The organism is Bradyrhizobium sp. sGM-13, from assembly GCF_018398875.1.
In the GTDB taxonomy this organism is placed as follows: domain Bacteria; phylum Pseudomonadota; class Alphaproteobacteria; order Rhizobiales; family Xanthobacteraceae; genus Bradyrhizobium.
Map to the genome: position 1 here is coordinate 280,857 of NZ_JAGWDK010000005.1, position 23,898 is coordinate 304,754.

Annotated in this window: 23 protein-coding genes and 1 pseudogene; 12 read left to right on the plus strand and 12 right to left on the minus strand. The window is 63.3% G+C overall.

The window, feature by feature from the left end:
- The first annotated feature begins 108 nt into the window (after positions 1 to 108).
- Positions 109 to 2,364: a DNA topoisomerase IV subunit A gene (parC, locus tag KJQ96_RS10085; RefSeq protein ID WP_213286474.1), complete on the plus strand. Its 2,256-nt coding sequence runs from the start codon at positions 109 to 111 to the stop codon at positions 2,362 to 2,364.
- Between the two features lie 209 nt (positions 2,365 to 2,573).
- Positions 2,574 to 3,503 carry a cation diffusion facilitator family transporter gene (locus tag KJQ96_RS10090; RefSeq protein WP_213286475.1) on the plus strand — a complete coding sequence of 310 codons (930 nt, stop codon included), beginning with the start codon at positions 2,574 to 2,576 and terminating at the stop codon, positions 3,501 to 3,503.
- A gap of 55 nt (positions 3,504 to 3,558) precedes the next feature.
- Here KJQ96_RS10090 and KJQ96_RS10095 read toward each other — a convergent pair whose 3' ends face one another.
- From KJQ96_RS10095 to KJQ96_RS10105, 3 genes are read right to left on the minus strand one after another with little or no spacing between them, the layout of a single operon-like run.
- Positions 3,559 to 3,792 (minus strand): hypothetical protein, encoded by a 234-nt coding sequence (locus tag KJQ96_RS10095; protein WP_213286476.1) that lies wholly within the window; start codon positions 3,790 to 3,792, stop codon positions 3,559 to 3,561.
- Positions 3,793 to 3,852: 60 nt separating this feature from the next.
- Complete coding sequence (gene chrA / locus KJQ96_RS10100; protein ID WP_375293159.1) at positions 3,853 to 5,244, minus strand: chromate efflux transporter; 1,392 nt, start codon at positions 5,242 to 5,244, stop codon at positions 3,853 to 3,855.
- 11 nt (positions 5,245 to 5,255) lie between these two features.
- Positions 5,256 to 6,074, minus strand: a complete 819-nt coding sequence (locus tag KJQ96_RS10105; RefSeq protein WP_213286477.1) for a sulfurtransferase/chromate resistance protein — start codon at positions 6,072 to 6,074, stop codon at positions 5,256 to 5,258.
- A 476-nt stretch (positions 6,075 to 6,550) separates the two neighbouring features.
- Between KJQ96_RS10105 and KJQ96_RS10110 the strand changes: the two genes are divergently transcribed.
- Both KJQ96_RS10110 and KJQ96_RS10115 read left to right on the plus strand, forming a co-directional pair.
- Positions 6,551 to 7,105 (plus strand): hypothetical protein, encoded by a 555-nt coding sequence (locus KJQ96_RS10110; RefSeq protein WP_213286478.1) that lies wholly within the window; start codon positions 6,551 to 6,553, stop codon positions 7,103 to 7,105.
- 10 nt (positions 7,106 to 7,115) lie between these two features.
- The gene (locus KJQ96_RS10115) at positions 7,116 to 8,345 is read left to right on the plus strand and encodes an MFS transporter (RefSeq protein WP_213286479.1); all 1,230 of its coding nucleotides are present in this window, start codon (positions 7,116 to 7,118) and stop codon (positions 8,343 to 8,345) included.
- Positions 8,346 to 8,395: 50 nt separating this feature from the next.
- Here the strand turns inward: KJQ96_RS10115 and KJQ96_RS10120 are convergent, their stop codons facing one another.
- The 3 genes from KJQ96_RS10120 to KJQ96_RS10130 form a co-directional block, all read right to left on the minus strand.
- Positions 8,396 to 8,650, minus strand: a complete 255-nt coding sequence (locus tag KJQ96_RS10120) for a hypothetical protein (RefSeq protein ID WP_213286480.1) — start codon at positions 8,648 to 8,650, stop codon at positions 8,396 to 8,398.
- A 262-nt stretch (positions 8,651 to 8,912) separates the two neighbouring features.
- Positions 8,913 to 9,803 carry a DUF1259 domain-containing protein gene (locus KJQ96_RS10125; RefSeq protein ID WP_213286481.1) on the minus strand — a complete coding sequence of 297 codons (891 nt, stop codon included), beginning with the start codon at positions 9,801 to 9,803 and terminating at the stop codon, positions 8,913 to 8,915.
- Between the two features lie 301 nt (positions 9,804 to 10,104).
- Positions 10,105 to 10,836 carry a sulfite exporter TauE/SafE family protein gene (locus KJQ96_RS10130; RefSeq protein ID WP_213286482.1) on the minus strand — a complete coding sequence of 244 codons (732 nt, stop codon included), beginning with the start codon at positions 10,834 to 10,836 and terminating at the stop codon, positions 10,105 to 10,107.
- Between the two features lie 265 nt (positions 10,837 to 11,101).
- Between KJQ96_RS10130 and KJQ96_RS10135 the strand changes: the two are divergent.
- Positions 11,102 to 11,979, plus strand: a pseudogene (locus KJQ96_RS10135) (DMT family transporter).
- A gap of 2 nt (positions 11,980 to 11,981) precedes the next feature.
- Here the strand turns inward: KJQ96_RS10135 and KJQ96_RS10140 are convergent.
- The 3 genes from KJQ96_RS10140 to KJQ96_RS10150 all read right to left on the minus strand — a co-directional run bounded on the left by KJQ96_RS10140 (position 11,982) and on the right by KJQ96_RS10150 (position 15,028).
- Positions 11,982 to 13,145: an MFS transporter gene (locus KJQ96_RS10140; RefSeq protein ID WP_213286483.1), complete on the minus strand. Its 1,164-nt coding sequence runs from the start codon at positions 13,143 to 13,145 to the stop codon at positions 11,982 to 11,984.
- 113 nt (positions 13,146 to 13,258) lie between these two features.
- On the minus strand, positions 13,259 to 14,629 hold the full coding sequence (locus KJQ96_RS10145) for an NAD(P)-binding domain-containing protein (protein ID WP_213286484.1): 1,371 nt from the start codon (positions 14,627 to 14,629) through the stop codon (positions 13,259 to 13,261).
- Between the two features lie 57 nt (positions 14,630 to 14,686).
- Positions 14,687 to 15,028, minus strand: coding sequence for a helix-turn-helix transcriptional regulator (locus tag KJQ96_RS10150; protein WP_213286485.1), 342 nt, complete (start codon positions 15,026 to 15,028; stop codon positions 14,687 to 14,689).
- 124 nt (positions 15,029 to 15,152) lie between these two features.
- On the opposite strand from KJQ96_RS10150, the gene KJQ96_RS10155 reads away from it, so the two are divergent.
- From KJQ96_RS10155 to KJQ96_RS10180, 6 genes are all read left to right on the plus strand, one after another.
- Positions 15,153 to 15,515: a helix-turn-helix transcriptional regulator gene (locus KJQ96_RS10155; RefSeq protein ID WP_213286486.1), complete on the plus strand. Its 363-nt coding sequence runs from the start codon at positions 15,153 to 15,155 to the stop codon at positions 15,513 to 15,515.
- On the plus strand, positions 15,508 to 16,035 hold the full coding sequence (locus KJQ96_RS10160) for an arsenate reductase ArsC (RefSeq protein WP_213286487.1): 528 nt from the start codon (positions 15,508 to 15,510) through the stop codon (positions 16,033 to 16,035). Before KJQ96_RS10155 ends, KJQ96_RS10160 begins: the two co-directional genes overlap by 8 nt.
- Positions 16,035 to 16,733 carry an MIP/aquaporin family protein gene (locus tag KJQ96_RS10165; protein WP_213286488.1) on the plus strand — a complete coding sequence of 233 codons (699 nt, stop codon included), beginning with the start codon at positions 16,035 to 16,037 and terminating at the stop codon, positions 16,731 to 16,733. Before KJQ96_RS10160 ends, KJQ96_RS10165 begins: the two co-directional genes overlap by 1 nt.
- A complete protein-coding gene (gene arsC / locus KJQ96_RS10170; RefSeq protein ID WP_213286489.1) occupies positions 16,730 to 17,140 on the plus strand; it encodes an arsenate reductase (glutaredoxin) in 411 nt (136 codons plus the stop codon). The genes KJQ96_RS10165 and arsC overlap by 4 nt, the downstream gene beginning before the upstream one ends.
- Positions 17,141 to 17,244: 104 nt before the next feature.
- Entirely contained in the window at positions 17,245 to 18,504 is a 1,260-nt protein-coding gene (locus tag KJQ96_RS10175) for an adenylate/guanylate cyclase domain-containing protein (RefSeq protein ID WP_213286490.1), read from the plus strand.
- A 22-nt stretch (positions 18,505 to 18,526) separates the two neighbouring features.
- The gene (locus tag KJQ96_RS10180) at positions 18,527 to 20,086 is read left to right on the plus strand and encodes a serine hydrolase (protein ID WP_213286491.1); all 1,560 of its coding nucleotides are present in this window, start codon (positions 18,527 to 18,529) and stop codon (positions 20,084 to 20,086) included.
- Here KJQ96_RS10180 and KJQ96_RS10185 read toward each other — a convergent pair.
- Both KJQ96_RS10185 and KJQ96_RS10190 read right to left on the minus strand, forming a co-directional pair.
- A complete protein-coding gene (locus KJQ96_RS10185; protein WP_213286492.1) occupies positions 20,083 to 21,315 on the minus strand; it encodes a multidrug effflux MFS transporter in 1,233 nt (410 codons plus the stop codon). The genes KJQ96_RS10180 and KJQ96_RS10185 overlap by 4 nt on opposite strands.
- Before the next feature lie 125 nt (positions 21,316 to 21,440).
- Positions 21,441 to 22,685: an MFS transporter gene (locus KJQ96_RS10190; RefSeq protein ID WP_213286493.1), complete on the minus strand. Its 1,245-nt coding sequence runs from the start codon at positions 22,683 to 22,685 to the stop codon at positions 21,441 to 21,443.
- A gap of 454 nt (positions 22,686 to 23,139) precedes the next feature.
- Here KJQ96_RS10190 and KJQ96_RS10195 point away from each other — a divergent pair, with 454 nt between their 5' ends.
- The gene (locus tag KJQ96_RS10195; RefSeq protein ID WP_213286494.1) at positions 23,140 to 23,667 is read left to right on the plus strand and encodes a hypothetical protein; all 528 of its coding nucleotides are present in this window, start codon (positions 23,140 to 23,142) and stop codon (positions 23,665 to 23,667) included.
- Here KJQ96_RS10195 and KJQ96_RS10200 read toward each other — a convergent pair.
- Positions 23,654 to 23,860, minus strand: coding sequence for a hypothetical protein (locus KJQ96_RS10200; RefSeq protein ID WP_213286495.1), 207 nt, complete (start codon positions 23,858 to 23,860; stop codon positions 23,654 to 23,656). The genes KJQ96_RS10195 and KJQ96_RS10200 overlap by 14 nt on opposite strands.
- Between the last annotated feature and the right edge of the window lie 38 nt (positions 23,861 to 23,898).

The following is a 23,898-nucleotide window of genomic DNA, read 5'->3' on the forward strand; positions in this document are numbered from 1 at the left end:
CCAACAAACACCTGTGGTTACGGGCCCCTGCGTTCGCAGGGGCGACGTCAGAAAATTGCATTCGGCATACGTCTTGCCGGATTTATCAGCAGAGTCTAACCCCTCCCCATGGGAAAACGACAGCTACCGCCGGAAGAACCGGCCGAAATCCACGAGGTCATGCTGCGCGATGCGCTGGAAGAGCGCTATCTCGCCTACGCGCTCTCGACCATCATGCATCGCGCCTTGCCGGACGCCCGCGACGGGCTGAAGCCGGTGCACCGGCGCATCCTCTATGGCATGCGCCTGCTCAGGCTCGACCCCGGCACCCCGTTCAAGAAATCGGCAAAAATCGTCGGCGACGTGATGGGCTCGTTCCATCCGCATGGCGACCAGGCGATCTACGACGCCATGGTGCGTCTCGCCCAGGATTTCGCCTCGCGCTACCCGCTGGTCGACGGCCAGGGCAATTTCGGCAATATCGACGGCGATAACCCGGCCGCCTACCGCTACACCGAAGCGCGCATGACCGAGGTCGCGCGGCTCCTGCTCGAAGGCATCGACGAGGACGGCGTCGAGTTCCGCGCCAATTACGACGGTCAGAGCAAGGAGCCGGTCGTTCTGCCGGGTGGCTTCCCGAACCTGCTCGCCAACGGCGCGCAGGGCATTGCGGTCGGCATGGCCACCTCGATCCCGCCACACAATGTCGCCGAGCTCTGCGACGCGGCGCTGCACTTGATCGACAAGCCCGAGGCGAAGTCGAAGTCGCTGATGAAATGGGTCAAGGGCCCGGACTTCCCGACCGGCGGCATCATCGTCGATTCCAAGGAAAGCATTACCGAAGCCTACATGACGGGGCGCGGCTCGTTCCGCACCCGCGCCAAATGGACCCAGGAAGAGGGCGCGCGCGGCACGTGGATCGTGGTCATCACTGAGATCCCATGGCTGGTGCAGAAATCCCGGCTGGTCGAGAAGATCGCCGAACTGCTCAACGAGAAGAAGCTGCCGCTGGTCGGCGACGTCAGGGATGAATCGGCCGAGGATGTTCGCCTCGTGATCGAGCCGAAATCCCGCGCCGTCGATCCCGCGCTGATGATGGAATCGCTGTTCCGGCTCACCGAGCTCGAGAGCAAGATTTCGCTGAACCTCAATGTGCTGATCAAGGGCAAGATCCCCAAGGTTGTGGGGCTCGCCGAGTGCCTGCGCGAATGGCTCGACCATCTGCGCGACGTGCTGGTGCGCCGCTCCAACTATCGCAAGACCCAGATCGAGAACCGGCTCGAAATACTCGGCGGGTACCTGATTGCCTATCTGAACATCGACAAGGTGATCAAGATCATCCGTACCGAGGACGAGCCGAAGCCGGCGCTGATCAAGGCGTTCAAACTGACGGAAGTCCAGGCCGATGCGATCCTCAACATGCGGCTGCGCTCCTTGCGCAAGCTCGAGGAATTCGAGATCCGTACCGAGGACAAGAACCTTCGCAACGAATTGAAGGGCATCAAGTCGCTACTCGGGTCCGAAGCCGAGCAATGGTCCAAGGTCGGCGAACAGGTTCGGAAGGTGCGCGACATCTTTGGGCCGAAGACGCCGCTCGGCAAGCGCCGCACGCAATTCGCCGACGCGCCCGAGCATGATCTCGCCGCGATCGAGGAGGCCTTTGTCGAGCGCGAGCCGGTGACGGTCGTGATTTCGGAAAAAGGCTGGGTGCGCACGCTCAAGGGCCACGTCGAAGATATCTCGGGCCTCGCCTTCAAGACCGACGACAAGCTCGACCACGCCTTCTTTGCGGAAACCACCTCAAAGCTCCTGCTGTTTGCCACCAACGGCAAATTCTATTCGCTCGATGTGGCAAAACTGCCCGGCGGACGCGGCCATGGCGAGCCGATACGCATGTTCATCGACCTCGAGCAGGACGCGGCGATCGTCTCGCTATTCGTCAACAAGGGCGAGCGAAAATTCCTGATCGCGAGCAGCGAGGGACAGGGTTTTGTGGTCAAGGAAGAGGATTGCGTCAGCAATACCCGCAAGGGCAAGCAGGTGCTCAACGTCACCATGCCGAACGAGGCCTGCGCGATCGCGACCGTGCAAGGCGATACCGTGGCCGCGATAGGCACCAACCACAAGATGGTGCTGTTCCCGCTCGATCAGGTGCCGGAGATGGCCCGCGGCCGCGGCGTGCGCCTGCAGAAATATTCCAGCGCCAAGCTGTCCGACGTCGCGGTGTTCGAGTTCAAGGCAGGGTTGACCTGGAAGGATTCTGCCGGCCGCGAGCAGAGCATGAGCGCCAAGGATTTGTCCGACTGGCGCGGCAACCGCGCCGACGCCGGCCGCCTCGCGCACGGCCTCCCGAAGTCGAACAAGTTTTTGCGCGGCGTGGAGTAGTTTTGGTCTTTGTCGTCCCTGCGAAAGCAGGGACCCATAACCATAGCCGTTCATGGTTGGAGTTCACTGAAGCCCCAACTCGCTTCAACAATTGAGAGCGGTGGTTATGGGTCCCGGCTCAAGGCCGGGACAACGCGGGGGATGGCGGCGCCATCGTGATGTTCTCACTGTGATAGTATTCAAATTCTAGCGCGCTATATACCGTCGCCATGGCGCACGATCACCATCATCACGATCATTCCCATGATCACGCCGGCCACAGCCATGCGCCCGACAATTTCGGCTGGGCGTTCGCCATCGGCGCCACGCTCAACACCGCCTTCGTCATTGCGGAGCTGATCTTCGGCTACGCCGCCAATTCGCTGGCGCTGATCTCTGACGCTGTTCACAATTTGTCCGACGTAGTCGCGCTGCTGCTGGCGTGGGGCGCCGCGTGGCTTGCGCAGAAGCAGCCGACGCAGCGGCATACTTACGGTTATCGCCGCGCCTCGATCCTGGCGGCCCTCTTCAATGCCGGCCTGCTGCTCGTAGCGGTCGGCGGCATTGTCGTCGAGGCGGTCAACCGGCTGTTTGCGCCGGCGCCGGTTGCGGGCTGGACCGTCGTGCTGGTCGCCGCGCTTGGCGTCGCCATCAACGGTGGCACCGCACTTCTGTTCATGCGCGGCCGCCACGGCGATCTCAACATTCGCGGCGCCTATCTGCACATGGCGGCCGATGCGGGCGTTTCGCTCGGGGTGGTGGTTGCTGCCGGCATCATCATGCTGACCGGTTGGCTGTGGCTTGATCCAGCGATCAGCCTTGTCATTGCGGCTGTGGTGTTCTGGAGCGGATGGGGTCTGGCCCGCGACAGCGTCAATCTCGCGCTCGACGGCGTGCCGCGCAGTATCGAGCTTGCGCAGGTGAGGGACTATCTCGCCAGCCTCGAAGGCGTCTCCGAGGTGCATGACCTCCACGTCTGGGCCATGAGCACCAATGAGACCGCGCTGACCGCGCATCTGGTGCGGCCCGGCGGCACCGACGACGCCTTCCTTCATCGCGTGTGCGAGGAGCTTTCGCAGCGGTTCAACATCCACCATTCCACGCTGCAGATCGAGGCGGGCGGCGAGACGTGCAGGCTGGCGCCGGCGGAGCGGGTGTAGCAAGGAGCGTAGGGTAGGTTGCCGTCAACTCTACATGTCCACGTTGCGGGAAGCCTCATTTTTGCTCTTTGATCTGGCCTCTGCTGTCCACGACGAGCCGCACTTCCTTACCGTTCTTCATCGCCTTCGCGGTCGTACCTTCGGCCGTCGACTTGATGTCGCTGACCTGCGAGTAACCAGCCGCCTGAATCTTGGCGATGAGCTCCTCCTGTGTCAGGGCATAAACGGGTGATAATCCTGCCGCGATCGCCAGCCAGATGGTTGCTCGAAAGATCGTCCGTGTGCGCATGTTCGTTCTCCTGGTTATATCCTGCCCCAGGTGAAGTTCGGTCAGTCCGTAGTGTCCCCCCTAGATGACGCCCACCAACCGCAGCAGGATGCCCGTGATGCATGAAGCAGCAAGAACGATGAGCATTCCGACGTTAAGACGGAAGATCGCCGTGGCCGCGGCCGCCGCAAGCACGAAGGCAGCGACATCGAGACTTCCCCATACCGGCATGTCGAACGAAAGCCCCAGCGAGCGAACCGGCGTGGTCTGCCGGAATAGCGTGTGCAATCCGAACCAGATCGAGAGATTGAGAATCACGCCGACCACGGCGGCGGTGATCGCGGAGAGGGCGCCCGCAAGCCCCTTGTTGCCGCGCAGTGTCTCGATGTAGGGCGCGCCGAGAAAGATCCAGAGGAAGCAGGGGATGAAGGTGACCCAGGTCGCCAACAATCCGCCCAGCGTCGCGGCCAGCATCGGCGACAGCGTGCCGGGGTCGCGATAGGCGGCCATGAAGCCGACGAACTGCAGCACCATGATCAGCGGTCCCGGCGTGGTCTCGGCCATGCCGAGGCCATCCAGCATCTCGCGTGGCTGTAGCCAGTGATAATGCTCGACCGCCTGCTGGGCGACATAGGCCAGCACCGCATAGGCGCCGCCGAACGTCACCATCGCCATCTTGGAAAAGAACAGCGCGATCTGGCTGAACACATTGGCCTGTCCAAGCCCGATCAGCAGCGCCGCGACCGGCACCACCCACAGCAACAACCATATCGAGCTTACGCGCAGCGCGCGCGCCACGCTGGGGCGGACATGGTCGGGCAGTTCCTCGCCGAGCAGGCTGTCGACCGCCGCGGACTGCTTGCCGCCGCCACTGTGTTCGATGGCGGCAAACTCTGGCCGGCCGCCGCGCGCGCCCACATAGCCGATCACGCCGGCCGCGATAATGATGACCGGGAAGGGGACGTTGAAAAAGAAGATCGCGACAAATGCGATCGCCGCGAGCGCGATCATCACGCGGTTGCGTAGGGACCGCTTGCCGACCCGGACAACCGCATGGACCACGATCGCCAGCACCGCGGCCTTCAGCCCGAAGAACAGCGCCTCGATGAAACCGACATTGCCATAGGCCGCATAGATGTAACTCAAGCCCATGATCGCGATGATGCCGGGCAGGATGAACAGCCCGCCCGCCATGATGCCGCCGGCCGTCCGGTGCAGCAGCCAGCCGATATAAGTCGCAAGCTGCTGCGCTTCCGGGCCCGGCAACAGCATGCAGTAGTTCAGCGCATGCAAAAACCGGCCTTCGGAGATCCAGTTCTTTTCCTCGACCAGGATGCGGTGCATCACCGCGATCTGCCCGGCTGGACCGCCAAAACTCAATATGGCGACCCGCAGCCAGACCCTGAAAGCCTCGCCGAAACTGATGCCGTGACCAGTTTCCCTGACGGCATCCGTTTCGGCCACCTTGTTCATCGTCGCGTCCATTACGATTTCGCCTTGTTGGTCGGCCAATTGTGAGTCTCGCCGGTCGCGTCCCGGCACCATCGGTAGAACGCGTCGTACAGCGTCATGCCGGCTTCCAACTGCTCGAGGTCATCGTCGAACATCCGCGACAGCCCGAGCGAAGCCGCGAGCAGGCCGGGCGCTTCCGGCGACAGGTCGAGCCGCCCGGTGTCGGCGCCACGCACCATTGCCGCCAGCCGCAGCAAGGGCGGCGTCGCGAGCCCGAATTCCTCGATCATGACGTCAAACGTGCAGAGTTCGCCGCGGTGGCTCCAGAATACGTTCGCGACGTCGAAGGGGGCGGCGTTGAAGCGCTCGCCGACTGCAAGCACTTCCGGTGGCGTGACGAAGAGAAACACCGCGTTGGGATCGACGAACCTGCGGATCAGCCATGGGCACGCGATGCGGTCGATCTTTGGCCGCGCGCGCGTGACCCAGACGGTGCGGCCCTGCGCATCGCGCGCCGGGAGTTTTGCCGCTGGCACCAGAGGTAGTTTGGCGGCCCTCCAGCCCTCGAAACCGCCTTCCAGCGCTTCGGCCGAGACGTGGAGATGGCGCAGCCAGGCTGCGGTGCCTTGCGCCAGTTTCTGGCCGCGCAGGCAGACGACAATCGCAGAGCGGCCGGAAAACTCCTCGCCCCAATGGGCGGCTTCCTCGTGGTTGCGCCTGACGGCGCCGGGAATCAGCCGCTGATCGGCGGCGAAATCCTCGTCCGTACGAACATCGATCAGGGCTGGCATGTTCGCCGTGCCGATCAATTTTGAAAGCTTGTCTGATGATATCGTGGTGTAGGATGACATGGCTGCGCCCTCGTCAAAAGAAACGGGACGCGATACTTGGGCATGTCGCCTCGTGGGGAGATCGCAACATCCCCATGGCCCGAATTAACTGCCTGCCGCTTCCGCTGTCAACCGTTGTCAAGCGGACCGTAGGATGGGTAGAGGGAAGCGAAACCGATCCTACGCCTGATTGTGGGATTGATTGATGGGTATCGCTTCGCTCCACCCATCCTACAGACTCGATGCTTGCGCCACAGCGTGGTCGGGCCTAGATTGTCCTCATCGGGGACAAAGCAGGCTCCCCGTCAGACGGCCCATCGTCCAAGCTCTGCGCACACCCGACCTGTCGGGAGGAGCGCACATGGATGGTTCGGGGCCGATATTTTTTTGTTCCATCAGGTCAACATTGCGCGTCGCGCTCGGTGCGGCCGCGCTGGCATGCGCTGGGCTTCCGGCATCCGCGGCAGGAGAAGCCGTCATGATTGCCATCGACCGTAATGACTTTAGGTTCCCCGCCGGCCGGATTCTCATTTGCGCGAACTGGCCAGGGCGCGGAGGGCGAATGGAATGTTGTTGCCGATCCCACTGCCAAAGCAGGCCGCGCCATCGAGCAGCAGAGCAAGGATCGCACCGACTACCGCTTTCCGCTCGCCATCCACGAGAGCTTCTCGGCGAAGAATCTCATCATGCAAATCCGCTTTAAACCCATTGCGGGCAGGATCGACCAGGCCGGTGGCATTGTCGTGCGGCTTACGGACCCTGACAATTACTACATCGCGCGCGCCAACGCGCTCGAGCACAATGTCCGCTTCTATCGGGTCGTCGCCGGCCGGCGGCAGCAGCTCGGCACGGCTAACATTCGCGTGACCTCGAATGAATGGCACATGCTTACTCTGCGGGCGGAGGACGACCAGTTCTCGGTGAGTTATGACGGAGCGGTGCTGTTTGAGGTCAAGGACGATACTTTTAAGGATTCAGGCGGTGTTGCTCTGTGGACCAAGGCCGACAGCGTGACGCGCTTCGATCAGGTAACGATCACCACTTTGCCGTGAGGCCGCCGGAATGACTGATATCGCGACCGAACCGAAGGCGTCGACCGGGTCCGCGCTGATCTCGCTGCTTTACGTCGCCCGCGGCCTCCGCGGTTTTGGCGACGGTTTCGCCATTATCATCCTGCCGGCCTACATGACGGCGCTGGGATACGACGCTATAGCGGTCGGCATTGTCGCGACCGCCTCGCTGTTGGGAACGGCGCTGCTGACGCTCATCGTCGGCTGGATCGCGCCGCGCCATGACCTGCGGCCGCTGCTGATCTCGGGCGCGGCGCTGATGGCCGCCACCGGCATCGCCTTTCCCGCCGTCGAGCATTTTGTGCTGATCGCGCTGGTCGCATTCATCGGCACGATCAACGCTTCCGGCGGCGATCTCGGCGTGCTGGTGCCGCTCGAGCATGCGGTGCTGGCGCACAGTGTCACCGATGAGCGCCGCACCCAGGTGTTCGCGCGCTACAGCCTGATCGGCGCGCTCTGCACCGCTGCGGGTTCGCTTGCTGCCTCGCTGCCGGATTTCCTTGTCGCCGGCGGCAGCACCAAACTCGCAGCGTTCCGCCTAATGTTCTATGCCTACGCCGCGCTCGGCATCGCCTGCGCGGCGCTTTATCGCTACGTCCCGCATCAGCGCGGCGAGGAGCGGGCGCCGCAGGCCCCGCTCGGGCCGTCGAGGGGCACCGTCTACAAGCTCGCGGCGCTGTTCAGCATCGATTCCTTTGCCGGCGGCTTTGTCGCGCAATCCTTGCTGGTGCTGTGGCTATTCGAGCGTTTCGATCTGTCATTGTCCGCGGCCGGATTGTTTTTCTTCTGGTCGAGCACGCTCAGCGCCTTTTCCTATCCGGTGGCCGCTTGGATCGCCAAGCGTATCGGGCTCGTCAACACCATGGTGTTCACGCATATCCCCTCCAGCATCTTTCTGATCCTGGCGGCATTTGCACCGAACCTTTACGTCGCGCTCGGCCTGCTGCTGTTGCGCTCGGCGCTGTCGCAAATGGACGTGCCGACGCGCACCTCCTACGTCATGGCCGTGGTGACGCCGGCCGAGCGGCCGGCCGCTGCAAGCGTCACCGCCGTGCCGCGCAGCCTCGCATCTGCCGTCAGCCCGGCGATCTCGGGCGCGCTCTTGATGACGTCGTTTACGGGGCTGCCGCTGGTGGTTTGCGGTACGCTCAAGATCGCCTACGATCTCGCCTTGCTGTTCTCGTTCCGCCATATCAAGCCGCCGGAGGAGCAGGGGCGTTAGCGCGTTCTCACGCGATCCGACGACCGGCTCGTCAACGCGGTCCTGCGGAACTACCAGGGCGATCGCCGCCCGTTGGGCAGGGGGTCCATCACGCGTCGCTCATCCCGGACATGCGACCATTGTGCCAGCTTGATCTCCGGCGTTTCGGGCGTGTTGCCCCCTTCCGAGTGATAGGCAAGTTTCTGGCTTGCCTGCACCTGGTATTTGGCGGCTTGCGCCAGCCAATACCATTTCCTGTCGGGTTCGCTCAGCGCGCGTTGACGGCACTCGGCTTCCAATTCACGTAAGCGGATCGCTTCCTTCATAGCCAATCTCAGAGCTTGGAGGCTCCAACCTGCCGGAGCCTCGAAACCACGGGAACCCGGGGTTCCGGTCAGCTTCTCATGACAAAAACTTCTTGACGGCAGGCTATGCCGGTTCGATGCAATTGATTGAAATTTAGGAACGGATTGAAGCGATAATTCGCGGATCTGGTCACGAATGCCGTCTGCCGGCGCCGACCGCGGCGCCGCCCTTGTTCCCGGTCCGCCGCATCAAGCTGCCGAAGGAAGCTTGACGTCCGCGCGGTCAGTGCTGCGCGACGGCCGTCTTGTCGAGTGCGGCGCGAACGTTGCGCGCCAGCTTCAGGGCGTCGTCGTTGGCCCAGAAATGAACGAAGAACATCCGCGGCTCTTCTGCGAGCATGTGGCTATGGATCGCGGTGACCTCGATATCGCCGGCACGCAGCGCTCGGATCAGCGGATTGACCTCGTTGCCGGTTACGAGGAAGTCGCCTGTTATGGCGGCCTTGCCGCCACCGGTCGGCTGAAAGTTGATGGCGTTGGCGCCGCCGAGCGGCGTGTTGACTTGCATTCCGCCTTCCTTGGCCGGATCACGCCTCGGAATGCCGTACTGGTAGACACCACCAGTCGCCGTGCCCTTGGCGCCCATCGCCTCGTCGAGTTTTGCGGTGTCGAGATCAACTGCAGGCGCAGCGGTAACAGTGGTGGCCGGAGGATCGAACGGCGTCTTGCTTGCCGAAGAAAGCGCTGTGCGGATCGCGGTCGCCATTTTCTCGGGGTCGCCGTGCCCGGCCACATGCATGTAGAAGGTTGCAGGAGAGGCGCGGAGAATGTGATTGTGGATGGCAGTGATATCCAATCCGCTGTCCAGCAGCTTCGTCATGACGGGGGTAATCTCGGTCTCGAGCAACACCAGATCGCCCATCAGCATGGCCTGTCCATGCATGGGAGCGAAGGCGACCCAGCCTCCGAGCGCCAATGCTGGCTTGATCGCGATGCCGTCCAGCGTGACGTGCAGATCGGATCGCGGCAGCCCGTAACGATGCACTTCACCGCTTACCGTGGCGGTCTTGCCGAGGGCGGCATCCACCTTCTTCCAGTCGATAGCATCGGCGTGGGCAGCATGCGACAGCAGCAGTGCGGCGCCGAGCGCGAGTAATGTGAGCCGGTGTTTCATGGCGTTCTCCTTCTTGCGCGAGCCCCAAAGATCGACCGGATAGCGCGCGGCATCCCGCAAGGCGTGATGCAGCGCGGCCGAGTGTCGGGGTATGGATGAGAGAGTATTTTGGGCATGCGTATGCGCCTCCGGAAAACCGGGACGCGATACTTGGGCATGTCGCCTCGTGGGGGGATCGCAACCCCCATGGCCGCATTCAGCCACACTGACGCGGAGTGTCAACGCGGTCACGCGCTGACATCAGCAGACTCACGCTCAATTGACCGGACGCGATCGAGCCGTTTTTCGCTCCCCGCTACTATCAGATGATCAGCACCGCACCCGAGACCAGCAGCAATACCAGCACCACCTTCCGGAACGCCGCCTCATCCAGCCGGCCGTACAGCTTCAGCCCGGCCCAGGTGCCGGCGAACAAGGCTGGCAGTCCGATCAGAAACAGTTTGATCGTGTCGGGCGCGATCGCGCCCCTGGCTCCGATCCACAGGGCGCTCATGGCGAAGATCGCAACGGCCACCGGCTGAAACACCGTGCGCTGCACGTCCTTGGGCGAGCCGCGCAGGCCGCACCAGATCGTCACCAAAATTCCGGCAAGCCCGGTGATGCCGCCGAGCACGCCGTTGAGGAAACCGACGGCGGCGTCGGCCGCGGCGCCGCCCGCTTTCACCGCAGGGATAGCCGGTCGCAGCAGCGCGTAGAGGCTGTAGAGCACGAGGAACGCGCCGACGCCCGCGCGCACATGGGCAGGGTTCGCCCAGGTCAGAATGCCGACGCCGATGGGAACGCCGAGCGCGGCGCCGGCGACGAACGGCCACAGCGTTCGCCAGTTGAGCGCGCCGCGCAGCTTCCACACCGAATAGCCCTGCACGACCAGCCCGAACGCGATGATCAGCGTCGCCGTTTGCAGCGGAGTGAGGACGTAGAGCCAGATCGCGGAGACGACGAGGCCGAAGGCGAAGCCGGAGAGACCTGCGACCAGCGCGCCGACGAAGGTCGCGAGAAAAAACAGCGGCAGTTCGAGCGTTGTTCCATCCATGTGCCCGCTCCACACAAAAGCGAGCAGCGCTTGAATGGGATCGCCATTTAACGGGGAGGCTGCGATTTCCCCGGTTGCAGGCTAGGCCCTTCATGGCATTGCGCGCAAGACGAGAGATCGACATAGGCTGCTGACAGTTGCCGCCATTTGCGCGCAGATCGCGCGGCCCAAGACAAAAAGATTCATCTAAGCGTCGTCGAGCCTCGCGTACGCAATTTTCCGTACCATATGATCGCGCGATAGAGGCGGGCGACAGGGGGCGGCGTTGGGTGAATGGATCGGAGTCGCGATCGCGCTGGTCTCGAGCAGCCTCGGCGGCAGCGCCGCAGCGATCACGCGCTATCTTGCCGGCAGCACCGATCCGATCACGCTTGCGATCCTGCGATGGGGATCGGCTTCTGTTGCGTGCTGCCGGCGGCGCTTCTCATGAAGGCGCGATGGCCGGAGCGCGCGGACTGGCCCGCCGTCGCCGCCCTCGGCTTCTGCTTCTTCGGCGTGTTTTTCGTTCTCTACAATATTGCCATGACGTTCACGACCGCGGCGCGCGCCTCGCTCGCGCTGGCGACGTTGCCGTTGCACACCATGATGGTCGGTGCTCTGCTCGGCATCGAGCCGCTGACGAAACGGAAGTCGATCGGGGTCTGCATCGCGGTGCTGGGTGTCGCGGCGGCACTCGCAACGGGATTGTCGGCCGCGCCGGCGGGCGCGTGGCGCGGCGAACTGATCATGACCGGCGCGGTTCTTTGCATGGCGTTCTACAATGTCTGGTCCCGGCCGTTCATCCAGCGGTCCAGCGCGCTCGGTTTCCTCACCGTGGGCATGGGCACCGGCGCAGCGGCCCTGATCCTGGTCGGATCGTTGACCGGCAGCATCGCATCGCTCGGTCAGTTCGGAGCGCCGCAATGGATCGCGGGGCTCTATCTCGGCGTCGCCGGCGGCGCGCTCGCGTTCATTCTGTGGGTGCTGGCGCTGGAGCGAGCGTCGCCGACGCGCGTGGCCAACACCATGACCGTCAACCCGGTTGCCGCCGGGCTGCTTGCCACCCAGCTCGTCGGCGAGCCGATCACGCTCAACCTCATTGTCGGGCTGATCGCCGTGTTTGCGGGCATATGGATCGCGACGTCGGAGATCAGGAAGCCGTAGGCTCACGTCTCAACTGGCAGTTTCGGCGATCCCTTGCGCAGCAGAAACAGTGCCAGCAGCGCCGCGATGCTGAGTGCCGAGGATACGATCAGCACCCGCGCGCCCATGGCCTCGATCAATAGGCCGAACAGCAGCGGCGCTCCGGCCTGTGCCATCCGCGCCGGTGCGCCGATGATGCCGAGACGGTAGCCGTAATTCTCCGGGCCGAAAATCGCGAGCGGCAGCGTGCCGCGCGCAATGGTCAGGATGCCGTTGCCGGAGCCGTGGAACAGCGCGAACACGCTGGCCGCGCCGCCGCCGGCCAGGCCCAGGATGGCGGCGCCGATCGGATGGGTGACGCAGGCAAGGTTGGTCGAGACCAGCGGGTGGTAGCGGCCGAGAAAGCCCGCCTCGAAGATCCGCGCGGCCACCTGCGCCGGGCCGATCAGCGCGCCGGCGAACACCGCCTGCGCCGTGGTCGCGCCGGCCGCTTCCATGATGCGCGGCAGATGCGCTGCCATCGCGCCGGCGACGGTCCAGGTCGCGGCAAACACGAAGGCGAGCACGATCATGGTGCGATCGATCGGGATATGCGGCTTGACGGCCGAAGCCACTGCTGCCCTTGCGCCTTTCACGATCGGCAGCATCAACAGGTTGAGCGGCAGGCCGATCAGGATATGCGCCGCCGCCCAGGCAAAGCAGGTGTTGCGCCAGCCGATGGTCTCCAGCCCCCACGCGGACAGCGGCCATCCAACGGTCGAGGCAAATCCGGCGAGCAGCGTGATGCCGGTGATCGAGCGCCGTGCGGCGTCACCATAGATGCGGCCGAGCGCGGCGAAAGCGGCATCGTAGAGGCCGGCACCCATGCCGACGCCGAGCAGCAGCCAGGCGATGACGAGCATGGGGATGGATGATGTGAAGCCGAGCAGCGCCAGCCCGGCTGCTAGCACCAGATTGGATAGCGACAGCACGGAGCGGCCGCCGACCAGGTCGATCTGCCGTCCGACACGCGGGCCTATTAGGGCCGAAATCACCAGCGAGGCGGAGAAAGCGGTAAATATCCAGGTCGAGGATATGCCGAGATCGCGCGCGATGGGGTCAGCGAGGATCGCCGGCAGATAGTAGCTCGAAGCCCAGGCCAGGGTCTGTGTCGTGCCGAGAGCGAGAATGATCGGAAGCTGGTTCACTGGACCGGTTCTCTTCTTGAGCACAGCAGCGCGTGCGGGAGCAGGCTGCCGAGCTGCCCTACGCACATCGCAACGATGACGGATCGGCCTTCCAGCGAAATTCTATTCACTCCTCATGCCGAGGACGCGCAACCACATCCCGATTTGCCTTGTTGCTTTGCTTTTTCGTCGGCGACGCAACATGCGTCAACATCCGATATTGCGGGGCCGCCACAGCAATTGCTGGCAGCAGGTGCAAGCGAGCGGCTGCAGACGCCGGTCTCGGGCAGCACCAGTTCGACCCGGTCTGCGGCAGCTCGGTCGCCGGCGATGTCGGCCGCTATCGAGCGCACCTGTTCGTACCCCGTGAGCATCAGGAAGGTCGGTGCGCGGCCGTAAGCTTTCATGCCGGCGAAATAGAAGCCCGGCTCGTCCTGCGCCAGCTCGCGGGCGCCGTGCGGCCGCACCGTGCCGCAGCTATGCTCGTTCGGATCGATCAGCGGCGCCAGCGCAACTGGACATTCGATCGCAGGATCGAGCCGGATGCGCAACTCCCGCACGAAATCGAGATCGGGGCGGAAACCCGTCGCGACGATCAATTTATCGACCACGACCTGCCGGGCGCTGCAGCCGGACAGGGCGCCGACGATGAGGCGAGGGCCATCGGCTATGAGATGCGAAACGCGAAATTCGCTTTCGACCTTGATGCGGCCTGCCGTCACCAACGCGGCAAAGGCCGCGCCCAGTTCACCGCGAGCCACCAGTTTGTCGTTCGCCCCGCCGCCGAAAGCCTTGGCCGGATCGCTGCCGCGCAGCAGCCAGATCGGCCGGGTGCCCGGCGCCTGGTCCGCAAGCTTCGCCAGATCGATCAGCGTGCCGATCGCCGAATGCCCCGCGCCCAGCACCGCGACGGTCTTGCCGGCATAGCGCGCGCGTTCCTTACCCAGGACGTCGGGCATCCCATAGGCGATCTTGTCGGCGGTATCAGCCTCGCCAATGGCGGAAAGGCCGTTGGTGCCTGCAGGGTTCGGCGAATGCCAGGTGCCGGAAGCGTCGATGATCGCATCGGCCTTGACGACTTTCGGACCTTGTCCGTTCTGGTAGCGAATTTCGAACGGCGCCTTTTCGCGGCCCTTGGTCTTCATCTTGTCGAAGCCGGCCCGGCTGATCGCGGTGACGCGGCTCGACGTCTGGATATGAAGCCTGAGCGCCGAGTGGGTCGCGAGCGGTTCGAGATAGCGCTCCACCACCTCCATGCCGGTCGGATACTGATCAGGTTCGGGAGAATTCCATCCGGTTGCCGCCAGCAGCCGCGTCGCCGCCTTGTCGACATTGTATTCCCAGGGCGAGAACAGTTGGACGTGGCCCCATTGCCGCATGGCGTGGCCGACCTTGTCGCCGGCTTCCAGCACGATCGGCTGCAACCCGCGCTCCAGCACATGGGCGGCGGCGGCAAGGCCGACCGGCCCGGCTCCGATGATGGCTACCGTCCTGGTTTGACTCATGGCGTTCTCCCATAAAACTAGAAATATCGAAATACCGGTCCAAAGAAACGCGGCGCGCTAAGCCGCGGTCCTGGCATTGGTCTTGGCATTGACTTTGGCGTCGGCGGTTTCGGCGCTTTCCGTGCAGCATTCGGCGACCAAGAAACCCACCAGCTCCCGCATCACTTCGTAGTTGGCGTGGCAGATCAGCGTGGTAGCATCGCGCACCTGGGTGACGAGGCCGACCACCACCAGCGCCTTGATGTGGTGGGAGAGGGTCGAGGGCGCGATTTTCAGCTTCTCCTGCAGGCGGCCGACGGCAAGTCCGGCGCCGCCGGCGCGGATTAGCGCACGATAGATCTTGAGCCGGGTCGGATTGCCCAGCGCTTCCAGATGGGCGGCTGCGTCATCGAGCTTCATGACTGCACGATGCCACGGCTATCACCGCCCGTCAACCGTATTTCCAGAAATATCGAAATATCCGGCGCTTACAGCGGCGACAGTAAAAGTTGACATGTCCTGATATATCGATAAGTCTGGATATATGGAATCCGATCGAGCTATTCTGGCGCTGGCGGCGCTGGCGCAATCGACCCGGCTCGACGTGTTTCGGCTATTGGCGAAACACGAGCCTGAGGGATTGCCTGCAGGTGACATCGCCAAGACGCTCGCCGTGCCGCAGAACACCATGTCGTCGCATCTGGCGATCTTGTCGCGTGCGGGGCTGGTGACAGCGCGCCGCTTCAGCCGCTCGATTGTCTATCGCGCCGATCTGAAGGCCTTTCAGTCCGTCGTGCTGTTCATGCTCAGGGATTGTTGCGACGGGCGGCCCGAAATCTGCGGTCCATTGATCGAAGACCTCACGCCTTGCTGCACCCCGAAGCCGAGGAGGAAAGCGTATGTCTGAACGCATCTACAATGTACTCTTCCTGTGCACCGGAAACACCGCCCGTTCGATCCTGGCGGAATCGATCCTGCGCAAGGACGGCCGCCGCAATTTTCGCGCCTTCTCCGCCGGCAGCCAGCCGAAGGGGATGGTCAATCCGTTTGCGATCAAGGTTCTCAACCGCCTCGACTACCCCACGGACGATTTGCGCTCCAAGAGCTGGGAAGAGTTCGCGCGGCCCGATGCTCCCGTGATGGATTTCGTTTTCACGGTTTGCGACAACGCCGCCGGCGAAGCCTGTCCCTTGTGGCCGGGCCAGCCGATGACGGCACATTGGGGCATCGAGGACCCCGCTGCCGTCGAGGGCACCGATATCGAGAGGGAAGCGGCATTCGTCGCGGCATTCCGCTATCTCAAAAACAGAATTGCTGCCTTTACGAGCCTGCCGCTGCAAAGTATCGACCGCCTGTCGCTCGGGACCAAATTGCGCGACATCGGCCGCAGCGACGGCGCGACCTCAGGCCATGAGAAGGCGAGCTGATGTCCGAATTCGATCTGCCCCGCCGGCTCGCTGCCGAAGCGCTCGGGACCGCATTGTTGGTCGCTACCGTAGTCGGCTCCGGGATCATGGCCGAGACCTTGACCAAGGACGTCGCACTGGCGTTGCTCGGCAATACGTTGCCGACCGGTGCCATCCTGGTCGTCCTCATCACCATTCTCGGTCCCATTTCCGGGGCCCATTTCAATCCGGCGGTATCGCTGGTTTTTGCGCTCAGGCGCGAGCTGACGCCGCGCGAGGCGCTGCTCTACGTCGCTGCGCAAATCGCGGGCGGGATTGCCGGAACCATGCTGGCGCATGCGATGTTCGCGCTGCCGCTGCTCGATGCCTCGCTGAAAATGCGAACCGGCGGTGCGCAATGGCTCGCCGAAGCCGTCGCGGCGTTCGGCCTGGTTGCGACCATCCTGGCCGGTATTCGGTTCAACCGCGCTGCGGTGCCGTGGCTGGTCGGCCTCTACATCACGGCGGCTTACTGGTTCACGGCGTCGACGTCGTTCGCCAATCCCGCCGTTGCCATTGCGCGCTCGCTGACCAACACGTTTTCGGGCATTCGCCCCACAGATCTTCCGGGCTTCATCGCGGCGGAAACCTGCGGAGCCATCATCGCGTTGATCTTCATGGGCTGGCTGCTTCGTGAAAGCGACAAGGTGCACGCAGTGTTGAAGGAGGCGCAACCATGAGCGTCACGATCTACCACAATCCCGCCTGCGGCACCTCGCGCAACACGCTGGCGATGATCCGGCAGAGCGGCGAAGAGCCCGAGGTGATCGAGTACCTGAAGACGCCGCCGAGACGCGCCCGGTTGGTCGAACTGATCGAGGCGCTGGGCATCTCGCCGCGCGAGCTGTTGCGCGAAAAAGGCACGCCCTATGCCGAGCTCGGCCTGGCCGACCCGAAATGGAGCGACGGCGAGCTGATCGACTTCATGTTGGCGCATCCGATCCTGATCAACCGGCCAATTGTTGTGACGTCAAAGGGCGTCCGGCTATGCCGGCCCTCGGAGCTCGTGCTCGATCTCCTCGATAACCCGGTCGAATCCTTCGCCAAGGAAGACGGCGAAGCGGTGGTGCGGAAGGAAGTGGGTTGATGCCTCTCGCGTCCCGGACGCGGGTGCGGCACGTAGTGCCCCTTCGCTAAGCGGCAGGCGGCGCGAGCCTTTCACTCGCCCCGATTGCACGGCATAATAGCCCCATGGAGCTCACCCCCCGTCTGCGCCTGATGAACTGGCTGGTCGGCCAGGGCCTCACCGGCCTGCCTCAGAACGACCTGATCCGCGGTTTCTGCGAACGCTGCTGTGCCGAGGGGCTTGGCCTGTCGCGCGGCATGGTCTTCATCGATACGCTGCACCCGATTTTCGAGGGCCGCGGCTTTCGCTGGAACGACGCCGAGACCAACGAAAGCGACGCATTCGAATATGGCTCGACCAACGAGGGCGAAGCCGCGGAGGCCTGGCGCAGTTCGATCTTCTACTACATGCTCCAAAACGGCCATGAAGAGCTGCCGCTCGACCTCGCCAATCGCACCTCCCACAACTTCAAATTCATGGGCGAGCTCGCCGAGAAAGGTCACAAGCATCTGGTCGCCTATGTGCACCAGTTCGGCGAGGCCGGCACCATGGGGCAGATGGACTGCGTCTATTCCTATTGGGTGACACGGCGCGATGAGGGGTTTGGCGTGCAGGGACTAGCGGCGCTCCGCGATCTCGTGCCGGTGCTGGGGTTGGCGATCAAATCCGCGGCGCAGGCTGACATCACCAAGACGCTGGGCCGGGTCTATCTCGGTCGCGACACCGCCGAGCAGGTGCTGCGCGGCCGCATCACGCGCGGCGTCACCGAGCGGATCAACACGGTGCTCTGGTTCTCCGACCTGCGCGGCTCGACGGCGATCAGCGAGAGCATCGATCCCGGCGAGATCATCCCGTTCCTCAACGATTATGCGCAGGCCTCGATCGACGCCATCCACGATGCCGGCGGCGAGGTGCTGAAGCTGATCGGCGACGGCGTGCTGGCGATGTTCACCCATGAGAACATGACGAAGGCAAACCGCGCCGCGCTGCGCGCCGAACATCGTTTCCGCCGTAACATGAGGACGCTCAACGCCCGACGCACGGCCGAGAACCGGCCGGTCACATCAGCCCATGTCGGCCTGCATGTCGGCGAGGTCTTTTACGGCAATATCGGCAGCGACGACCGGCTCGACTTCACGGTGGTGGGACCAGCCGTCAACGAGGTCAGCCGCATCGCCTCGATGTGCCGCTCGGTCGACCGCGAATTGCTGATGTCCTCGGCGTTCCGCGGAGGTCTCGATGCCGCGGGGCGAAACTACCTGGTCTCCACCGGCCGCTACGCACTGCGCGGCATCGGCCGCGCGCAGGATCTTTATACGCTCGATCCGGATATTGCGGCGGACGAGGTCGTGGGCGGGAAGTACGAGCGGTATCTGGCGAGCTAGATCGCAACGACACGAGGGGCTGATGCAAAAACCAAGACTTGCCGCCGCCGGGATTGTTCTCGGTACCATCATGCTTGTGGTTTCGCTCTGCAGCGCTGCCGCATACGCCCAAGGAGGGGCGGCAGAATCCGCCTGGCCGACCCGGCAATGGCTAACATCCACGCCGGAGGAGCAGGGCATGGACCCCGCGGCGCTTGCCAAGCTCGTCGAGTTCGGAGCAACCCGCAGCTTCGACAGCTTGCTGATCGTCCGGCATGGCAGGATTGTCCTCGATGCCTATTACGCGCCATATGCGGCGGATATTCCGCACACCACCAACTCTACCACCAAAGCTGTCATCGGCACCTTGATGGCGATCGCCTCCAAGGACGGGCTGCTGGATAGCACGGATCGTCGGATGCTGGACTTTTTTGCAGACCGAAGCGTTGCGAACGTTGATGAAAGGAAGAAGGCAGTAACGGTCCAGAACCTGCTGGACATGACCTCCGGAATAGACTGGGAGGAGCCGTTGAGCGGACGGCCGGTTTCGATGATCGCAATGGAGCGCAGCCCGGACTGGATCAAATTCATTCTCGATCGTCAGATGTCGAGCGCACCTGGAGATATCTTCAACTACAACAGCGGTAATCCGCATTTGCTTTCCGCAATTCTCACCGGGCTGACGGGGTTGAGCGCATCGGATTACGCCAAGGCCAGGCTTTTCGGGCCACTCGGGATCAGCACATGGAATTGGCGGCGCGACCCCCAGGGCATCTCGACCGGAGGATATGGTCTGGCATTGCTGCCTCGCGACATGGCTAAGATCGGCTATCTTTACTTGCGCCATGGCGAATGGGAGGGCAAGCCGCTTGTTCCTGCGGGATGGGTCGAGAAGACGCGCCACGCGACGGTGAACATGAACTCGTCGCGCTCACCGACGCTGCGATATTCCAATCTCTTTTGGGCGCTGCCTGACAAGAAGGTCTACATGGCGGTTGGATACCACTGCCAGGTGATCATGATTTTTCCCGAGCTGGATATTGTTGCGGTGACGACGGCCAGAAACTTTTGTCCGTTCGGCAAAATGGCGGATGATATTTCCGGCGCGGTCAAATCCGAGACGGCGCTGCCGCCGGACCCCGCCGGCACGAACCTGCTCGCAGGCGTGATCCACGAGGTATCGACCGAGAAGCCGAGCGAGGTTGGCGCAATGCCCGAGATCGCATCTTCCATCTCGGGAAAGACATACAAGTTTCCGAGCAACGCACTGAATGTGCGATCACTTTCGCTGACTCTTGCCGGTCCGAATCCGCACTATGAGCTGGAGATGAATAGCCGGGATCCAACAGCGCCGGCACTTAAGTTTGCCGGCCCGATCGGGCTTGACGGGCTGTTTCGCAAGAGCGACCCGACGGCCTTCGGAGTCGCTGCGACCAAGGGAAGGTGGCTGGATGGCCAAACATTCGTGATCGAACGCCGGATGTTGGGTGCGGATGCCCCGTTACAAAAATGGACCCTGGGGTTTGACGGCGGCAGGCTCAATCTTCGTGGCAATGACAGGGCCGGCCTTGAAGTTTCGATCGTCGGAGAGTCGGGCGATTAAGCGCGCAAGATGTCCTGGCCGTCCTTCGCTCGCCGTGTGTAAAGCGCCACGGCCACCAAAGAAAACACCATCAGAACTACGCCAAGCGCGAATAGCGCATCGTGGGAAATCGTCGCCGCGAGCCAGACGCCGATCGCGGCCGTCATCATCTGCGAGAAGCCGATGAGCGCTGATGCCGCGCCCGCTTTGTCGCCGAACGGGGACAGCGCCTGCGCCGTGCCTAACGGGCTGACGATGCCCATGCCGAGCAGGAACACGCTCATGGCCGCAAGGAACGGCAGAAAGGAGGGGGAGTATAGCGAGACCAGCAGCATCGCGAGGCTGCCGGCCGCGGCGGCGAACAGTCCGCCCCGGATCGAACGATCGAGCCCATAGCGTGGCGCCAGCCGGGTCGCGAGCATGCCGGCGGCGAACACGATCAGCACCGTGCCCGCAAAGAACAGGCCGAGTTGAATCGGCGTAAATTGCATCGCTTCGATCAGCACGCGGGGCGCGGCGGAGAAAATCGAGAACAGCGCGCCCAGAATCAGGCTGACGGTTGCCGCCGGCACCACGAAGCGGCGGTTGCGGAGCAGGGCGAGGTAGGTTTTTGCGATCGCCTGCGGATCGAGCGGGGTGCGTGTTGCGAGGTGGGTCTCGCCAAACACCATGCCGTAGGCGAGGGCACCGAGCCCGGCGAAAGCCGCGAGGAATGCGAATTCGGAGCGCCAGCCGAAAGCGTGGTCGAGCGCACCGCCGAGCAGCGGCGAGAAGCCGGGTGCTGCCGCCATCGCGATCATGATCAGCGCCATCGCGCGGGCGAGCGCCGCGCCGGAGAATAGGTCGCGGGCAATGGCGCGGGACAGCACCGAGGTGGCGCAGGCGCCGGCCGCCTGGATGACACGGCCAATCAGCAGGCTCGGCAAATCATTGGCAAGGCCGCACCAGACGCTGCCGACGAAGAAGATTGCAAATCCAGCCAAGACCGGCCAACGGCGGCCATAGCAGTCCGAGATCGGCCCGACCACGAGCTGACCGATCGCGAACACCGCGAGGAAGACCGTGATCGCTGCGGTGACCGCCGCGCTCGTGACGTTGAGCGACGCCGCCATCTGCGGCAGCGACGGCAGCAGGATGTTGGTGGCGAGTGTTCCCGTGGCGGCGAGGCCTGCCAGGACGGCAATCTGCAGGACAGTGGAAGAAGCTTCCGAACGAGGACCGGTGTCGATTGCTGCAGTCTGGTCGGCCATGAGGGTTCCTACTTCTGTATGAGATTACGTATATCATACAAAGCGGGATAGGAAAGCACCAATGGGCTCCAGGCAATTAGAAAGAAATGCTGGCAAAACCGTCATTGACGGTTTCGGCAAGACGGCTAACACCCCGCCGGCTCGCCCACCATGTCCGGCTGCCGTGCCAGCGAGACCACCGGCGACAGCAGGATCACCAGCGCTTGCGCAGCGAAGATCGCGGCTGCCAGATAGAGGCAGGCTTCCGCGCCATAAAGCCCACCGACGATGGCCCCGAGCGCCGAGCCGAGCGGACGGGCGCCGTAACTCATGATGTTGATGGCCGAGACGCGTCCGAGCAGCGAGGGCGGCGTCACCGATTGCCGCAGCGTCGTGGTCGAGATCACCCAGAGAATTGGACCTGCGCCGAGCAGGAAGAAGCTCAGGCCTGCCAGTAGCGGCGTCGGTGCGATCGTGGTCAGCGCCATGATGGCGGCGGCGACGAATCCCGTCACCGGGCCGAGCCCGATCACCGTGCCGAAGGCGAGCCGCTGCATCACTCGTGTGGCCGCGAGCGCGCCGGCCACCATGCCGACGCCGTACATGCCAAGCGTTACGCCGACGCCGGTGGCCGATAGGCCGAGATGACGAACGGCGTAAGGCACGAACACGGCCAGCAGCAGGAACGACGCCGTGTTGAAGATGAACTGCGTGATGAACACGGGCCGCAGCAGCGCGTGATGCAACACGAACGCGGCGCCTTCCCTGATCTCCTGCAAGGGATGGCGGCGCGGGGCAGGGGCGCGTGCCGGTTCATAGATGCCCGACAGCAACACGACGGCCATCACCGATAATGCGGCGGCAAAGCCGAAGGCAGGCGCTGCCCCGACCCATCCGACCAGCACGCCGCCGAGCGCGGGGCCGCTCGCAAACGCCACCGTGCGCGCCAGTTCGATGCGCGCGTTCGCCGCGGGCAATTGCTCCGAATTGACCAGCGATGGCACCAAAGCGGGCGCGGCGACGCTGTAGGCCACGGTGCCGCATACGGCGACGAAGCCGAGTAGCGAGAGCAGCGGCAGAGTGATTGCGCCGAGCCAGATCAGCAGCAGCGTCGCGGCAAGCGCGGCCGCCCGCAGCGCTTCGGAGACCGCCATCACCCAGCGCCGCGAGATGCGGTCGGCAAGGAGACCAGCGGGAATCGCAAACAGGATGAAGGGCAGCGTCAGCGCGGTCTGCAACAATCCGGTCTGGCCTTCGCCAACACCAAGCAGCAGAACCGCAACGATGGGCGCTGCGGCCAGCGCGATCTGCTCGGCCGATTGCGCGGCGAGGTTCGACCAGGCCAGACGGTTGAAGGTCGCAGGCAGGCGCGGCGTGTCGGCGGCGGACATGGCAGTATTCCTTGGCAGAATCGATCTGGCCCATTGTCTGGACTATGGACGATCCAACCCACCCGTTTTCCGACAAGCTTCTCTACAAACAAAAACCTCCACACACGCCGGAAGCACACGGTCCCCGCGACAGAAATCGCCGCGCGCGGAGCTCCGCAACGGCATCGCGCTGGTGTCGTCCGGTGTCGCAAGCGGGAGGGCGCTGGCGACCGTTGCGCCTTGTGGCGCTTCGCACTCCTCATGGTCGAGGGAAAAAGTCAGCAAAGCTCAGGCTCTCACAAACTGCGAGAGCGCATCTGCACATCTAGATCGAGCGGCGGGCGAATTGACAATTTGGGCATTTGATGCGCAGTGGCAGGTGGCGCGACTTCCTTGCGAGCTGCCTGTTGATTCGGTGAGCACGTCCGTGAGGTGGGTGGGATCGTTCATTGGAATCAACAGGAGTAGATTGAAAATGCGGGGTTTCCCCTCACGGGCAGCGGTAGCTGTCGCATTAGCCTTTGCTTTGCTCGCCGCATTGAGTGTGGCCAAACTCGACAAGGTCGCGTTGGCATTGACCTCTCGCGAGGCCGCCACCGTCGTTGACCTTATCGAGAAGCTGAAGACCGAGTTTGGCGATTTCGCGTACGATGATGACGAAGCCGACGAATGGTTCGAGAAGGATGCTGCGAGCCAAAAGTTGATTACCAAGTCGGGATTCAATCAGAAGAACTGGAAAACCGCAGTAGACGAAACGATGAAGGGGTTCTTTGCGACGATCCCCGAGGCGGAGATCAAGACGGTTCTCGATGGCGCGCGCCAGCGCACCGAGAGCGCGACGGGTCTAAACGCCGAGCAAAAAAAGGCCTTGCTTGAGCTGATCGAGGAGCAACGCAAGGAGATCTTGGCGCTGCGGGAAGGCGGGAAACCTTTCGTGGGTGTCGTTGCCCCGTTTGAGCAGCGGATCCGCAAGTTGACGATGGATAATCTCAGCGAACGCTGAGCGCCGGTACCAAATTTAAAGGGCCGGGCCTGTCCCGGTCATTCACGTCGTCCACAGCAACGCCTTTGCTCTTCGCTTCGCCGGCATTGGTTGTGCGAATGCGGTCGGTCACGAAGGGGCCTGGCAGCAGATTGTTGATGGTGACGTTGTTGACGATCGTCTTGCGCGACCGGCCCAACAAGCCTTTCCACAAACAAAAGGCCTCCACACGCGAACGCGTGGAGGCCTTTC